This window comes from Sphingomonas panni (genome assembly GCF_022664435.1).
Classification (GTDB): Bacteria; Pseudomonadota; Alphaproteobacteria; order Sphingomonadales; family Sphingomonadaceae; genus Sphingomonas; species Sphingomonas panni.
Genome location: NZ_JAKREU010000001.1, coordinates 177588 through 192838, shown reverse-complemented (window position 1 = coordinate 192838; position 15251 = coordinate 177588). Strand labels below are relative to the sequence as shown.

Below are 15251 nucleotides of genomic sequence, written 5' to 3'. Positions count from 1 at the left end.
CTCAAATCCTCACCGGCACGGGGAGGATCGATGTGCGCCTCTTGCACAGCCTAGCGTACCCACTAGAAGCTGCCCCATGGATCGTATCGTCATTCGCGGCGGCAATCGCCTGTCGGGCCGCATCGTCATCTCGGGCGCGAAGAACGCCGCTCTCACGCTGCTGCCCTGTGCGCTGCTGACCGAGGAGCCTCTGACGCTGCGCAACCTGCCGCGTCTCGCCGACGTCGACAGCTTCGGTCACCTGCTCAACCAGTTCGGCGTGTCGACCACGGTCGAAGGGTCGCACCCCAGCGAGTTCGGCCGCGTCATGACGATGCGCGGCCAGCGGCTGACCTCGACCGTCGCTCCCTATGACATCGTCCGCAAGATGCGCGCGTCGATCCTCGTGCTCGGCCCGCTGGTCGCGCGCGCGGGTGAGGCGACGGTGTCGCTGCCCGGTGGCTGCGCGATCGGCAACCGCCCGATCGACCTCCATCTCAAGGCGCTGGAAGCACTGGGTGCCGAGATCGAACTGGCGGCCGGCTATGTGAAGGCGACCGCGCCCGGCGGACGCCTGCCCGGCGGGCGCTATCGCTTCCCGGTCGTGTCGGTCGGCGCTACCGAGAATGCGGTGATGGCGGCGGTCTTGGCCAAGGGAACCAGCGTCCTCGAGAACGCCGCGCGCGAGCCGGAGATCGTCGACCTGTGTCGCTGCCTCGTCGCGATGGGCGCGGTCATCGACGGTATCGGCAGCGACACGCTGACCATCGAAGGCCGTGACCGGCTGCACGGCGCGACCTATGCGGTCATGCCCGACCGGATCGAGGCGGGCAGCTACGCCTGCGCCGCCGCCATCACCGGGGGCGCGGTCGAACTTGCGAACGTCGTGCCTGGCGACATGCGTGCCACCATCGACGCGCTGGTCGAAGCCGGCGTCGCGGTGCGTGAGGAAGCGACCTCGCTGTTCGTCGAGGCGGGCGGCGACATCCGCCCGATCAACCTGTCGACCGCGCCCTATCCTGGCTTCGCGACCGACATGCAGGCGCAGTTCATGGCGCTGCTGACCCGCGCCGAGGGTGCGAGCGTGCTGACCGAGACGATTTTCGAGAATCGTTACATGCACGTCCCCGAACTGGCGCGGATGGGCGCAGACATCACCGTGACCGGCCGGTCGGCGGTGGTGCGCGGCGTGGCCGGCCTGATCGGCGCGCCGGTGATGGCGACCGACCTGCGCGCATCGATGAGCCTCATCATCGCCGGCCTTGCCGCGCAGGGGGAAACCTCGGTCAGCCGCGTCTATCACCTCGACCGCGGCTATGAGCGGCTCGAGGAAAAGCTGCAGGCGGTCGGGGCCGATATCGAACGGCTGGGCGACGGCTGATCGAGCGCGCTTGAACTGCCGCTTATTGTCGGACTATATCTTTCCCAACGAACCGGACACGGCGCGCAACAGCCCGCCGGTCGCGAGTGGGAGGGGTGACGATGAAGCGAATGTTTCTGACCGGCGCAGCGCTGGCCGCAATGACGCTGTGCGGCGCGCAGGCACAGGCGGCGACGGCGAAGCGGACAAGCTTCGGCAAGCTGCCCGACGGTACGGCGGTCGAGGCGGTCACGCTGACCGGTCGTAACGGCGTCAGCGCGCGGATCATGACGCTGGGCGCGACGCTGCAGGCGTTCAACGCACCGGACCGCAACGGCAAGGTCGCCGACGTCACGCTCGGTTATGACGACGCCGCCAGCTACATCACCGCGCCCAATTACTGGGGCCAGACCATCGGCCGCTACGCCAACCGCATCGCCGGCGGCAAGTTCACGCTCGACAGCAAGGCGTATCAGCTGACTCAGAACGACAAGGCGAACTCGCTCCACGGCGGCACGGTCGGCTTCGACAAGCGGGTGTGGCGGATCGTATCGGTCAAGGACGGCCCGACCGCCTCGGTCACGCTGGCGCTCAGCAGCCCCGCCGGGGACCAGGGCTATCCCGGCACGCTCGACGTGACGGTCACCTATGCGCTCGACGACAAGGGCGCGCTGACGATCGATTTCGATGCGAAGAGCGATGCGCCGACGATCGTCAACCTGACCAACCACGCGCTGTTCGACATGGGCGGCGAGGGCAGCACGGTCGGCACGATGAACCACAAGCTGACCATCCCGGCCAGCCGCTATACGCCGGTCAACGACGCGCTGATCCCGACCGGCGAACGCCGTGCGGTTGCGGGAACCATGTTCGACTTCACCCGCGGCCGGATCGTCGGGCAGGATGTCCGCGACGGTCGTGATCCGCAGATCGTCGTCGGGCGCGGATACGACCACAACTTCGTCCTCGACGCCGGCATCACCCGCGAACCGAAGCTGGCCGCGCGGCTGGAGGACCCCGCGTCGGGCCGGGTGCTGGAGGTGCTGACCACCGAGCCGGGCGTGCAATTCTATTCGGGCAATTTTCTCGACGGCACGCTGATCGGCAAGAAGGGGCATGTGTACCGCATGGGCGACGGCATCGCGCTGGAGCCACAGAAATTCCCGGACACGCCCAACCAGCCGGCGTTCGGATCGGCGCGGGTCGAGCCGGGCAAGCCGTACCACCATCGCATGGTGTACCGGGTGTCGGTGGCGCGCTGAGCGGGCCAGCCTTCATCGTCATTCCCGCGAAGGCCGGAATCCATACACGCTGACGATCCGGATCGATCAGCAACGTCAGCGTCTATGGATCCCCGCCTGCGCGGGGATGACGACAAGGGGGATGACTCGCCCTAACCCCTAATGCGCGTGTGCCATCGCGCAATCGTCTCCGGTCTCGATCTGGATCGTCGCATGGCCGATGGCGAAGTCATGCTCCAGCCGCTCGCCGAGCGCCGCCAGGAACCCGTCGCCCGGATGCCCGGCCGGCACCACCAGATGCGCGGTGAGCGCGGTCTCGGTCGTGCTCATCGGCCAGATATGCAGGTCGTGGACGCGCACGACCCCCGGCTGCGCGGCCAGCAGCGCCTCGACCGCCTGCGCATCGATCCCACGCGGCACCGCCTGCAGCGCCAGTAGCAGCGATTCGCTGAGCAGCCCCCAGGTGCCGATCAGGATGATCGCGACGACGATCAGGCTGACCAGCGGGTCGATCCACGTCGCGCCGGTCCACAGGATCACCAGCCCCGCAACGACGACCCCGGCCGATACCGCCGCATCGGCGGCCATATGGAGATAGGCCCCGCGGATGTTGACGTCGCCATGCCGCCCGCGCGCGAACAGCAGCGCGGTCGCCAGGTTGACGACGATCCCCGCCAGCGCGACCCACACCACCGGCCAGCCGTCGATCGGGCGCGGACTGCCCAGTCGCTGGATCGTCTCCAGGAGGATGGCTCCCACGGCCACCAACAGCACCAGCGCGTTGGCCAGCGCGGCGAGGATGGTCGATGCGCCCAGCCCATAGGTGAAGCGCCGCGTCGCCGGACGCTTGGCCAGCTCCATCCCGCCCCATGCGATCAGCAGCCCCAGCACGTCGGACAGATTATGCCCGGCGTCGGCCAGCAATGCGACCGAATCGAACCAGAAACCCGCACCTCCCTCGACCACGACGAAGCCGATGTTAAGCAGCGTCCCGATGAAGAAGGCCCGACCGAAATCGGTCGGCAGATGATGATGCCCGCCTCCATGCCCGTGACCATGTGCATGATCGTGATGGTCGTGCCCGTGGCCATGCCCGTGATGATGTGCGCCCATGCGCCGCGTTCTGGCATTGTGCCGATCGACTGACCAGAGGCGGCGGAGGATGGAAGTTTCGCGAGTGATATCCGAAACGGGATCGAAACGGCCCGTCACGCGCTGACCCGGCACTTCCCGCGACGCTGGTCGCCAGCCGGAAAAGTTTGCCGACGTTATGGAACCTGCCGATCCCATCGCCCGCATCCTGATCGTCGATGACGACCCCGCCGTGCATGAATCCTATCGCATGTCGTTCACGCCATCGGCGGACAAGGCGGCGCTGGCCGATCTTGCCGCGCAATTGTTCGACGACGTGGCAGCGGACGAGCCGCCGCCGCTCCGGCTGGACCTCAGCCACGTTCATCAGGGGGCGGAGGCGGTTGCGGCGGTCGAGCGGTCGGTGCGCGACGGAGCGCAATTCGCCGTCGCCTTCATCGACGTGCGGATGCCGCCGGGCATCGACGGGCGCGAGACGGCGCGGCGCATCCGCTCGATCGACCCCGACATACAGATCGTGATCGTCACCGGCTATTCGGACTTTTCCCCGGCGCAGGTCGCACAGGTGGCGGGTCCGCCCGACCGGCTGTTCTACATCGCCAAGCCGTTTACCGCCGACGAAGTGGTCCAGACCGCGACGGCGCTGTCGCATCGCTGGTTGGCCGATCGTGCGCTGGCCGAAACCCGTGCGGCGCTGGCCGCCAAGATCGACGAGCTGGAGGATCAGGCGCGCGAACTGGCCGCGAACGAGAGCAAGGCGATCCGCCTCGCCAATCGCGATCCGCTGACCGGTGCGCCCAACCGGCTGGCCTTCCTGCGAATCCTGTCCGAACAGGCGCGGCGGCCGGGAAATTTCGCCATGGCGATGATCGATCTCGACCGGTTCAAGCTTATTAACGACACGCTCGGCCATCTGGTCGGCGATGAACTGATCCGCACCATCTGCACCATCCTGGTCGACCGGGTCGGCACGGACGGGTTCGTTGCGCGGCTGGGCGGTGACGAATTTGGCGTGCTGCTCCATGCCGATACCGCCGACGATGCGGTGATGCGCTGCGAACGGCTGGTGCGGGCCTGTTCGGGCGATCTGCAGGTGTTCGGCCACCCGATCCACGGTGCGGCGTCGATCGGCGTGGTGATGGTGAGCGGGGAGGGCGGGCGCGAATCGGTCGATGTCATGCGTCGCGCCGACCTTGCGCTCAACGAGGCCAAGCGGTCGGGTCGGGGCGTGGTGCGCCTGTTCGACGACAGCATGGACGAATCGATCCGTTTCCGCCGGCGGATCGAGGAAGGGCTGACCCAGGCGATCGCCAATCACGAACTGGCGCTGCTCTACCAGCCGATCGTGGCGCACGACACGCTGGCGATCGTCGGGTTCGAAGGGCTGCTGCGCTGGAACAGTCCCGACCATGGCGCGATCGGCCCGGCGACCTTCATGCCCATCGCCGAGGAATCGAACCTGATCCACGACCTGGGCGACTGGGTGCTGGACACGGCGCTGGCTTGTCTGGCCGAATGGCCAGGGCATTATGTCTCGGTCAATTTTTCGCCGCGCCAGTTCCGGCGACAGAATTTCGTCGGGCATCTGGTCGAAAAGGTGCAGCGTGCCGGCGTCTCGCCGGACCGGTTGCAGATCGAGATTACCGAAACCGCGATCTTCGACGATGCCGAACGCGCCGCCGATACGCTCTATCGCCTGCGGCAGATGGGTTTCCGCATCGCGCTCGACGATTTCGGGACCGGCTATTCCTCGCTCTACAATATCCGCAAATTCGCGCTCGACTGCCTGAAGATCGACCGCAGCTTCATCGACGGCATGGGCCGCGAGCGCGAAAGCGCGGCGATCGTCCACTCGATCATCCACCTTGCCCGCGCGCTGCGGTTGCAGGTCATCGCCGAGGGGGTGGAAACCGAACAGCAGTTGCAGGCGCTGCGACTGGCCGGTTGTTCGCATGTCCAGGGCTATTATCTGTCGCGCCCTGTCGACGGCGCGGCGGCGACGGAGATGGCGCGCGACGGGAAGGTGCCGGGGGCCGCGCAACCGGCGGTCGATCCCGCCCGACCATGACCGCGCGGGTCGCCTGGCCGCTGGGTGCCGCGCTGGTGCGGCGACTGGCACTGGTCGGGGGGATCGGCATTGCAGCGGCCGGACTTTCGTTGGCGCTCCTGGTTACCCGCCATGCCGCGTTGTGGGGTGTGGCAACGGGTGCGGTCCTGCTCGTGCTGCTGCTGGCGACCGTCCGCCGCGGCATAGCGTGCTGGGTGACCGATCCGCTGCGGCTGGTCGGGCAGGAGATGGCGACGCTGTTCGAACCGGGGCGCGCGCCGCCGGACGAGCTGTCTGCGGCCCCGGCTGAAATCCGTTCCCTGTCGCGCCGGCTGGCGCTGGTCCGGCGACAGGTGGAGGAACAGGCCGGGCGACGCGAGCTGCATTCCTTCCGGCTGGGGCGCGCGGAGAGCCGCGCCGCCCTCGTCCACAATACCCGCAACGCCTTGTCGCCGATCAGCGCGATCCTGTCGCACGGCCTTGCCCAACCGCCGATCGCCGAGCGCGAGACGATCGAGCGGGTCATCGCCGAACTGGCCAGCGGCGATGTGCCCCCGGCGCGGCGGGGGAAGCTGGCCGCCTATCTGTTGACCGCGGTGGATGCGGCGGCGCGGGCGCGGGTCGAGCGGCTGGCGCAGTTCGAAACCGGCCGCGCGGCGCTGGCCAATGTCCTCGACATCATCGGCGGGCCGCAGGACCGGGCGGCGGAGGCACTGGTGCTGGAGCGGTGCGACGTCAGCGACCTGATCGCGCGCAACGGGGCCATCGCGCGCTATGGCGAGGGGCATTCGATCGCGGTCGCCTTTCCTGCGACGCCCTGCTGGGTGCGAGCCGACCGGGTGATCCTTAGCCAGGTGATCGGCAACCTGTTCCGCAATGCCGCCGAAGCCATCGCCGCGCGAGGCGATGGGGCGGGGCAGGTGATCGTTACCGTCACTGCCGGACCGCGCGTCGGCGTGGTGATCGCCGACGATGGCGACGGCTTCGACCCGCTCGATGCGCCGATGCTGTTCCAGCATGGCTATTCGACGCGCAAGGCCAAGTCGGGCGGGCTGGGCCTGCACTGGTCGGCGAACTGGATGGCGGCGATGGATGGCACGCTGCGGCTGGACAGCGAAGGGCCGGGGCGCGGCGCGCGGGCGATCCTGACGCTGCCGGTGGGGTAGGCTCGCTCAGGCGATCAGCGGCAGGATTCGTGCGGCATCGGCATGGCGACAGATCAGCAGGTCCGGCAACCACGTATCCTGACAATTATAATAGAGCGGCGTCCCGTCGATCCGCGATGCGTGCAGCCCGGCGGCGAGTGCCACCGCGACGGGCGCGCAGCTGTCCCATTCATATTGCCCGCCGGCATGGAGGTAGATGTCGGCCTCACCCCGCACCACTGCCATCGCCTTGGCCCCGGCCGACCCCATCGGGATCAACTCGGCATCGATCGCTTCCGCCACCGCCAGCGCCTGCGGGGCGGGGCGGGTGCGGCTGACGACCATGCGGGGTCGGGCGGGCGCGGGGGGAACGATCGGTGCGGGGCTGCTCGACAGGGTGATGCCGAGTGCGGGCAGCGCGACGGCTCCCGCTTCGGCCCGGCCCTGCACCGCCAGTGCGACATGCACCGCCCAGTCGTCCCGCCCCTCGGCATATTCGCGCGTGCCGTCCAGCGGATCGACGATCCAGATCTGCGCCGCCGCGCAGCGTGCCTTGTCGTCGGCGGATTCCTCCGACAGCACGAAGGCATCGGGCCGGGCGACGCGCAGCCGGTCGAGGATCAGGGCATTCGCCTCCCGATCGCCCCGGTCGCCCAGCGCCTTGCCGCTTTCGCGCCCTTCGGCCCGGATCGCCAGCAACAGCTTACCCGCCTCGGCGGCGATGGCGGTGGCCAACAGTGCGTCGTCGGTCACAACACCGGTGCCCAGATGCCCAGCACATGCTGGACGATGCGTTCGGCGGCGGCCTCCGGCGTTTCGCGCGTGGTGTCGACATGGATATCGGGGCGGACGGGCGGTTCGTACGGGCTGTCGATGCCGGTGAAGTTGGCGAGCGTGCCGGCCCGCGCCTTGGCATACAGCCCCTTCACGTCGCGCGCCTCCGCCACGGCCAGCGGCGTGTCGATGAACACTTCGACGAATTCCCCCTCGGGCAACATCGAGCGCGCGAGATCGCGTTCGGCGCGGAAGGGGGAGATGAACGCGGTCAGCACGATCAGCCCGGCATCCGCCATCAGCTTCGCCACCTCGCCCACGCGGCGGACATTCTCGACCCGGTCGGCATCGGTGAAGCCCAGGTCGCGGTTCAGGCCGTGGCGGATATTGTCGCCGTCGAGCAGGAAGCTGTGCTTGCCGAGCGCGTGCAGCTTCTTCTCGACCAGATTGGCGATGGTCGACTTGCCCGATCCCGACAGGCCGGTGAACCACAGCACGCGCGGCGACTGGTTCTTCTGCGCGGCGTGCGCTTCGCGGGTAATGTCGATCGACTGCCAATGGACATTCTGGCTGCGGCGCAGGCAATAGTCGATCATGCCGGCGGCGACGGTCGCATTGGTGATCTTGTCGATCAGGATGAACCCGCCGAGATCGCGATTCTCGGCATAGGGTTCGAACGCGATGCCGCGATCGGTGAAGACGTCCGCCACGCCGATATCGTTCAGCTGCAGCGTCTTCACCGACAATTCGGCCAGCGTGTTGACGTCGATTGCGTGGCGCGGACTCTGCACCGTGGCCGACACCGTGCCCGATCCGGTTTTCAGCCAATAGGCACGACCCGGCAGCAGTGCCTCGCCATCCATCCACACGATGGTCGTGCGGAACTGGTCGGCGACCTGCGGTGGCACGTCGGCGGCGGCGATGACGTCGCCGCGCGAACAATCGATCTCGTCGGTCAGGGTGATCGTCACCGACTGGCCGGCGCTTGCCTGGTCGAGGTCGCCGTCCATCGTGACGATCCGCGCAACCGTGCTGGTCTTGCCCGACGGCAGGACCCGCACCGGATCGCCCGGCCGTACCGTGCCGCTGGCGATCAGGCCGGCAAAGCCGCGAAAGTTCAGATCGGGGCGGTTGACCCACTGCACCGGCAAGCGAAACGCGCGGGCGGCGGCGGCTTCGCTGTCCAGCTCGACCGATTCGAGATGTTCGATCAGCGCAGGCCCAGCATACCATGGCGTGCTGGCCGATGGCACGGCAGCGATATTGTCGCCCTTGAACCCCGACAGCGGGATGGCGGTGAAACCGGCGATGCCGATCGAGTCGGCAAAGGCGGCATAATCGGCGACGATGCGGTCGAACACGCCCTGGTCGTACCCGACCAGATCCATCTTGTTCACCGCCAGCACGATGTGACGGATGCCGATCAGGTGCGCGAGATAGCTGTGCCGCCGCGTCTGGGTCAGCACGCCCTTGCGCGCGTCGATCAGGATCACAGCCAGGTCGGCGGTCGACGCGCCGGTCACCATGTTGCGGGTATATTGTTCGTGGCCGGGGGTATCCGCGACGATGAACTTGCGCCTTTCGGTCGCGAAGAAGCGATAGGCGACGTCGATCGTGATGCCCTGCTCCCGCTCTGCGGCGAGGCCGTCGACCAGCAGCGCGAAGTCGATTTCGCCGCCTTGCGTGCCGACCCGCTTCGAATCGCTTTCCAACGCGGCCAGTTGATCCTCGAAGATCATCTTCGAATCGTACAGCAGACGCCCGATCAGCGTGGACTTGCCGTCGTCGACCGATCCGCAGGTGATGAATCGCAGCAGCGACTTGTTCTGATGCTGCGCCAGATAGGCGTCGATATCGTCGGCGATCAGCGCGTCGGGGGTATAGGCGGGGGCGGTCGCCATCAGAAATAGCCCTCCTGCTTCTTCTTTTCCATGCTGGCCGAACCCGCATCGCGGTCGATCGCGCGGCCCTGCCGTTCGGAGGTGGTGGTCAGCAGCATTTCCTGGATCACTTCGCTCAACGTCGCCGCCTCGCTTTCCACCGCGCCGGTCAGCGGATAGCAGCCGAGCGTGCGGAAGCGGATCGACCGGTCGACCGGCACTTCGCCGGGTGCCAGCGGGAAGCGATCGTCATCGACCATCAGCAACATGCCGTCGCGCTCCACGGTCGGGCGCGGTGCGGCGAAATACAGCGGTACGATCTCGATCCCCTCGGCCAGGATATATTGCCAGATATCCAGCTCGGTCCAGTTGGACAGCGGAAAGACGCGGATCGATTCGCCCTTGGCCTTTCGGGCATTGTACAGGTGCCAGAGTTCGGGCCGCTGCGCCTTCGGGTCCCAGCGGTGATTGGCCGAACGGAACGAAAAGACGCGCTCCTTCGCCCGGCTCTTTTCCTCGTCGCGCCGTGCCCCGCCGAACGCCGCATCGAAGCCATAATGGTCGAGCGCCTGCTTCAACCCTTCGGTCTTCCACAGGTCGGTGTGCAGGCTGCCATGGTCGAACGGGTTGATCCCGCGCGCCTTTGCCTCCGGATTCTGATGGACCAGCAATTCCATGCCGGCTTCGCGCGCCGCCCGGTCGCGCAGGTCGTACATTGCGCGGAATTTCCACGTCGTATCGACATGCAGCAGCGGGAAGGGCGGTGGCGCGGGATAGAACGCCTTCCGGGCGAGATGCAGCATCACCGCCGAATCCTTGCCGACCGAATAGAGCATGACCGGGCGTTCGGCCTCGGCCACGACTTCGCGCAGGATATGGATGCTCTCCGCCTCCAGCCGCTGGAGATGGGTCAGGCGATCGGTGCTGATATCGGTCATTATGCGATCGCAGGTAGCGATCCGGTGCCGGGACCCGAAACAACGATTCCTCGGGCGGGCGGCAGTTCAGCTATCGGGTGAGCGGCCGGGTATCCGCTGCTGGACGCGGCCATCGTCGGTCGGCGCGTCGCCGATTGAAAGCGCCTGGACCCACCGGATGACCGGAATGGTCCAGGCGCCGGTTCCGTTCAGATCGGGCGCAGATCGGTGCCGTAGTGATCGCGGAACAGAGCAAAAAATGCCTGCATATTCTTTCTCCCAGTTACGCCGAAGCGTCCATAACTATTAACTGAAAATTAACCGATTGCCAAACTGGAATTACAGCGTTTTTCCGCAGTCCGTGCGTCGGCGTCGTTAACGCAAGCTTTGCAGTTCGGCGGGTATCCGGGACGGGTATGCGCCGCTCCAGATCGGATCATTCCCCGTTTTCCGGGGCCGGAAATCGACCACGATCGCGTCGCGGCACGTCGATTCGCAAGGCGACGATGCCGACCGACGTGCCGGACCATCGCGTTACCTACCGCTTCATCCTGCTCGCCGAACTGGAGGACTTCGTTACCCTGCGTCGCAGCGTGGGGGTGTCGCGTGCCCGGCTGGTGATCGACGACGTCGTCGCGCGTCTCGTCGCCGCATTGCCGCTGGTTCGGGCTGACCGCTCCGGCCAGGCGGCACTGGAACTGTCGTTCGAATGTGAATCGTCGAACGAAGGTGTCGCGATCGCCGAACGGATGCGTGCGGTCATGGCCGAGCCGTTCGATCTCGATGGCGAAACCTACCACCTGTCGCTGCGAATCGGTGGCATCGGCGCGCCGATGTTCGATTCCGACGAACTCCAGTTGATCGAGGCGGCAGAACAGGCCCTGGCCGACGCGCGCGAGATCGGGAGCGATGTGGTCCGCGACCTCGCCAATCCGTCTGCTGGTGACGACCCGGTCCAGTTGATGCGCGAACTGCCCGAGGCGATCGCGGCCGGTCAGATTTTCCTGCAATATCAGCCCAAGGTACGCGTCCGGCAGCAGGAGGTGGTCAGCGCCGAAGCATTGGTACGATGGCGTCACCCGGTGCGCGGGCTGATCCTGCCGGGCATGTTCATCGAAGCGGCCGAACGATCCGGCGCGATCGGCATCCTGACGCTGTGGATCATCGAGCGGGTCATCGCCGACCAGCGCGCGCTGGCGGCACAGGGGCATGACATCCCGATCTTCATCAACATTTCGGGCATCCTGCTGTCGGATGGCGGCTTCGTTCACGACGCCTGTGCGCTGGTCCGTGCCGGCGGTGCGAAGATCGGGTTCGAGATTACCGAGACCGCCGTCATTCGGGATCCGGAAAGTGCGATCGCGAATCTTCGCATGTTCGCCGCTATCGGCGTGCCGCTCGCCATCGACGACTATGGTGCCGGCCTGTCGTCGCTTGCCTATCTGAAGCGCCTGCCGGCCTCGGAACTGAAGATCGACAAGCTGTTCGTGACGCAGTTGACCAGCAGCAACCGCGACCCGTTGATCGTGCGTTCGACGATCGACCTTGCCCATGCGCTCGACATGGAGGTGACCGCCGAAGGCGTGGAGACGCCCGCGGCACTGGCGTTGCTGAGCGTCATGGGCTGCGACATGGTGCAGGGCTTCCTGATCAGTCGCCCGATCGAGTTTGCCGCGTTCCTCTCCTTCCTCGCCGAAGAGCGGCATGTCGCGGCGATGGCTGGCCCGCGTCTCTCGTTCCGTCGCAACGAAGGGCAATGGAAGGTCGGCTGAGCAGCACGCCGCTATCGGGCGGGACGGGCCATAGCCCAGAAGCGTGGCGCAGCTATGTCATTATGGCTGCGCCGGAAACTTACGCCGAATTAACCCTGATCGGCGCAGGATAGGAAGCATGATCATGCTCCGTGCCGCCGCCCTCCTGCTTGCCGCCGTGATGACGCTGTTGCCGCTGCGGGTCATGGCGCAGGGCGCCCAAGGTGTTCTGGAGCAGCGATATGATGCGGTTCGCGCCGGATTGGTTGCCGAACCGGAGCAGGGGCTTCGGCAAAGCGCAGAATTGGAGCGCGCCGCCATTCTGCGGGACGGAGCGAACTCCCGCCTGGTCGCGGCGAGTATCTGGTTGCAGGCAGAGGCATATGCCCGGCTGGACGAATTCGGCAAGGCGCGTACGGAAATCCAGCGGGCGCTGGCGATCGTGCAGGCCATGCGTCCCCGGATCGCGCTGGAGGGCGATATCCTGCGAACGCGCGGCGATATCGCTTCGGACGAGGGCGCGGTTGCCGCGGCACTGACGGATTATCAGGCGGCCTATCGCATCTATCAGCAGTCGCGCGATGCGCGCGGACAGGCCATGGCGTTGCTGAGCATCGGTGCCCTGTATCGGCAGGGGGCCGATTTCGATGCGGCGCTGCGCTATTACGATCAGGCGATCGACGCCTACGCTGCCGACCCCCTTCTGCTGGTATCGCTACTGAACAATCGCGGGAATGTCCTGAGTGAGATGGGCCGGTATCGTCCGGCGTTGATCGATCAGCAGCGGGCGCTCGACCTTGCCCGGAAACTGAAGAACCCGGCGTTCGAAGCGCGCATCCTCAGTAACCTCGCCAGGGCGCAACGGGGGGCTGGTCAGATCGATTCCGCTTGGCGATCTATTTCGTCCGGCTTGCAACTCGCACGCATGGAACGTGCCGATGCGGTGCTGAAACAGTTCGAAACGCTGGCCGGACGGATCGCCATCGATCGTGGTGACGTGAAAGGGGCCGTGGCTCTGGTCGACCGGGCATTTGCGGGGGTCGATCTGACCACGACCCTGCTGACCGCGCGCGACAATCACCGCAATGCCTATGGCGTCTATGCCGCCGCCGGCGAAACCGCGAAGGCGCTGGCCCATCTCGAAGCGCTCGACCGGCTGAACGAACAGGCGACGCAGCTGACCGCCTCGACCAAGACCGCGCTGATGGCGGCGCGGTTCGATTTCCAGAACCAGGAACTGCGCATCGCACGGCTGCAGCAGGAGGAGCTGCGTCGCAACGTTGCGTTCGAGCGGGAGAGCGCGCGGTTCCAGCGTATCCTGTTCGGCAGCATTGCGGCGGCGGTGGCGGTCCTGATCGCGTTGCTGGTGTTCGGCGTCGTGACGCTGCGTCGCAGCCGCAATGCCACCCGGCTGGCCAATATCGATCTTGCCGCGACCAACGCCGCGCTGGAAAGGGCGTTGAAGGCAAAGGGCGACTTCCTGGCGACGACCAGCCATGAGATTCGCACCCCGCTGAACGGCATTCTCGGCATGGCGCAGGTGATGCTTTGCGATACGCGGCTGACGCCTGACATGCGCGACCGGCTGGACATCATCCATGACGCGGGCGTCACGATGCGGTCGCTGGTCGACGATATCCTCGACGTGGCAAAGATGCAGTCGGGCAAGCTGTCGGTAGAACGGATGCCGACCGACCTGATCGCCACGGTCGAAGATCTCGCCCGGTTGTGGCGGCGTCAGGCAGAGGATCGCGGTCTTGGTTTCGTCTTGGAAATGGGTGACGTGCCGCGCTGGGTAGAGGGTGATCCGGTGCGGCTGCGCCAGATCCTGTTCAACCTGCTGTCGAACGCGCTGAAGTTCACCGAGTCGGGCGAGATTGCAATGCGGCTGACGGCCAAGGGTGACCGGATCGTCATCGCGGTCGCGGATACCGGCATCGGGATCGCGCCCGATCGGCTGGAGCAGGTGTTCGAATCGTTCGAACAGGCCGACAACAGCACGACCCGGCGGTTCGGGGGCACGGGGCTGGGACTGACCATCTGTCGCCATCTGGCCCGGGCCATGGGTGGAGATATCCGGGTCGACAGCCGGCCGGGGGAGGGGGCGACCTTCACGCTCGACCTTCCGCTGGTGGCGGCCATACCGCAAGCGACCGGCGCGGTCGATCAGGGAGAGGTCGCGCAAGCCGGCGATTCGGTGCTGATCCTCGAGCGCAATCCGATCGCCCGGGGAATGATGCGAACGCTGTTCGCCGCGCATGTCGGCGACACGATATTCGTCGACGATGCGCGCGCGCTGCGCGACCGGTTCGCCGTCGTCGGGGCACGGGCGATACTGGTCGACATGGCCTCGCTGGCGGCGGGATCGGACGATCCGGTCGGTGACCTGTCGGCACTGGCTGAACTCGCCGGACAGCGCACCGTCCCGATGGTGGTGATGACGCGACCGGGGGATCAAATCCGCCTTGCCGAGCAAAAGGTTACGACGCTACAAAAACCTGTTTCGGCTACGCAACTAATCGACGCGTTGTTTGTCGTATCGATGGAAGGGGCGCTTGCGGATTCCCTTGTACCGGATGCCGCATAGCGCGATAGCGGATTGCAATATGACCAGCGTCCATACTCCCTGCGCCATATTGGCGGCATCGGCATGAAAATCCTTTTCGTCGAGGATGATGCGATGAACCGTCGTGTCGTCCGCGACATGCTCGACGTGGCCGGTGCCACCATGGCCGAAGCCGATTGTGCCGAAGCCGGGCTGCAACGGATTGATGACGAAGCGTTCGATCTGGTCCTGCTCGATCTGCGGATGCCGGGAATGGACGGGTTCGAGGTGATCCGGCGAGTGCGCGCGCGCGACGATGCCAAACGCACGTTGCCGATCATCGTCGTCACTGCCGATACCGCGATCGACCTGACCGACCGTTGCATCGCCGCCGGCGCCGACGAGGTGCTGTTCAAGCCGGTCGCGATGGACGCGCTGTTCGATGCGATCGGTCGAATCCTTGCCGGCCGTGCGGGGGGTGACCTCATCTTCTGAATCATGGCGGTTTGACTTGCCGGGT

Annotated in this window: 11 protein-coding genes; 7 read left to right on the top strand and 4 right to left on the bottom strand. The window is 66.3% G+C overall.

What is annotated here, in order from left to right:
- Positions 1-76 precede the first annotated feature (76 nt).
- Together murA and MF609_RS01005 are read left to right on the top strand one after the other, a co-directional pair.
- Entirely contained in the window at positions 77-1360 is a 1284-nt protein-coding gene (gene murA, locus MF609_RS01010; RefSeq protein WP_242414471.1) for a UDP-N-acetylglucosamine 1-carboxyvinyltransferase, read from the top strand.
- A 101-nt stretch (positions 1361-1461) separates the two neighbouring features.
- Positions 1462-2601: an aldose epimerase family protein gene (locus MF609_RS01005; RefSeq protein ID WP_242414470.1), complete on the top strand. Its 1140-nt coding sequence runs from the start codon at positions 1462-1464 to the stop codon at positions 2599-2601.
- 138 nt (positions 2602-2739) lie between these two features.
- On the opposite strand, the gene MF609_RS01000 is transcribed toward MF609_RS01005, so the two are convergent.
- A complete protein-coding gene (locus tag MF609_RS01000) occupies positions 2740-3693 on the bottom strand; it encodes a cation diffusion facilitator family transporter (protein WP_242414469.1) in 954 nt (317 codons plus the stop codon).
- A 157-nt stretch (positions 3694-3850) separates the two neighbouring features.
- Here MF609_RS01000 and MF609_RS00995 point away from each other — a divergent pair, with 157 nt between their 5' ends.
- Entirely contained in the window at positions 3851-5740 is a 1890-nt protein-coding gene (locus tag MF609_RS00995; RefSeq protein ID WP_242414468.1) for a putative bifunctional diguanylate cyclase/phosphodiesterase, read from the top strand.
- Positions 5737-6885 (top strand): ATP-binding protein, encoded by a 1149-nt coding sequence (locus MF609_RS00990; RefSeq protein WP_242414467.1) that lies wholly within the window; start codon positions 5737-5739, stop codon positions 6883-6885. Before MF609_RS00995 ends, MF609_RS00990 begins: the two co-directional genes overlap by 4 nt.
- Positions 6886-6891: 6 nt before the next feature.
- Here the strand turns inward: MF609_RS00990 and MF609_RS00985 are convergent, their stop codons facing one another.
- Genes MF609_RS00985 through cysD form a run of 3 tightly spaced genes read right to left on the bottom strand, consistent with a single transcriptional unit; the run spans position 6892 to position 10456 of the window.
- Positions 6892-7617, bottom strand: a complete 726-nt coding sequence (locus MF609_RS00985; protein ID WP_242414466.1) for a 3'(2'),5'-bisphosphate nucleotidase CysQ — start codon at positions 7615-7617, stop codon at positions 6892-6894.
- The gene (gene cysN / locus MF609_RS00980; protein ID WP_242414465.1) at positions 7614-9539 is read right to left on the bottom strand and encodes a sulfate adenylyltransferase subunit CysN; all 1926 of its coding nucleotides are present in this window, start codon (positions 9537-9539) and stop codon (positions 7614-7616) included. Before cysN ends, MF609_RS00985 begins: the two co-directional genes overlap by 4 nt.
- Positions 9539-10456: a sulfate adenylyltransferase subunit CysD gene (cysD, locus tag MF609_RS00975; protein WP_242414464.1), complete on the bottom strand. Its 918-nt coding sequence runs from the start codon at positions 10454-10456 to the stop codon at positions 9539-9541. Before cysD ends, cysN begins: the two co-directional genes overlap by 1 nt.
- A 485-nt stretch (positions 10457-10941) precedes the next feature.
- Between cysD and MF609_RS00970 the strand changes: the two genes are divergently transcribed.
- The 3 genes from MF609_RS00970 to MF609_RS00960 all read left to right on the top strand — a co-directional run bounded on the left by MF609_RS00970 (position 10942) and on the right by MF609_RS00960 (position 15226).
- On the top strand, positions 10942-12207 hold the full coding sequence (locus MF609_RS00970) for a GGDEF domain-containing phosphodiesterase (protein ID WP_242414463.1): 1266 nt from the start codon (positions 10942-10944) through the stop codon (positions 12205-12207).
- A gap of 118 nt (positions 12208-12325) precedes the next feature.
- Positions 12326-14773 carry an ATP-binding protein gene (locus MF609_RS00965; protein ID WP_242414462.1) on the top strand — a complete coding sequence of 816 codons (2448 nt, stop codon included), beginning with the start codon at positions 12326-12328 and terminating at the stop codon, positions 14771-14773.
- A gap of 63 nt (positions 14774-14836) precedes the next feature.
- Positions 14837-15226, top strand: coding sequence for a response regulator (locus MF609_RS00960; protein ID WP_242414461.1), 390 nt, complete (start codon positions 14837-14839; stop codon positions 15224-15226).
- Positions 15227-15251 lie beyond the last annotated feature (25 nt).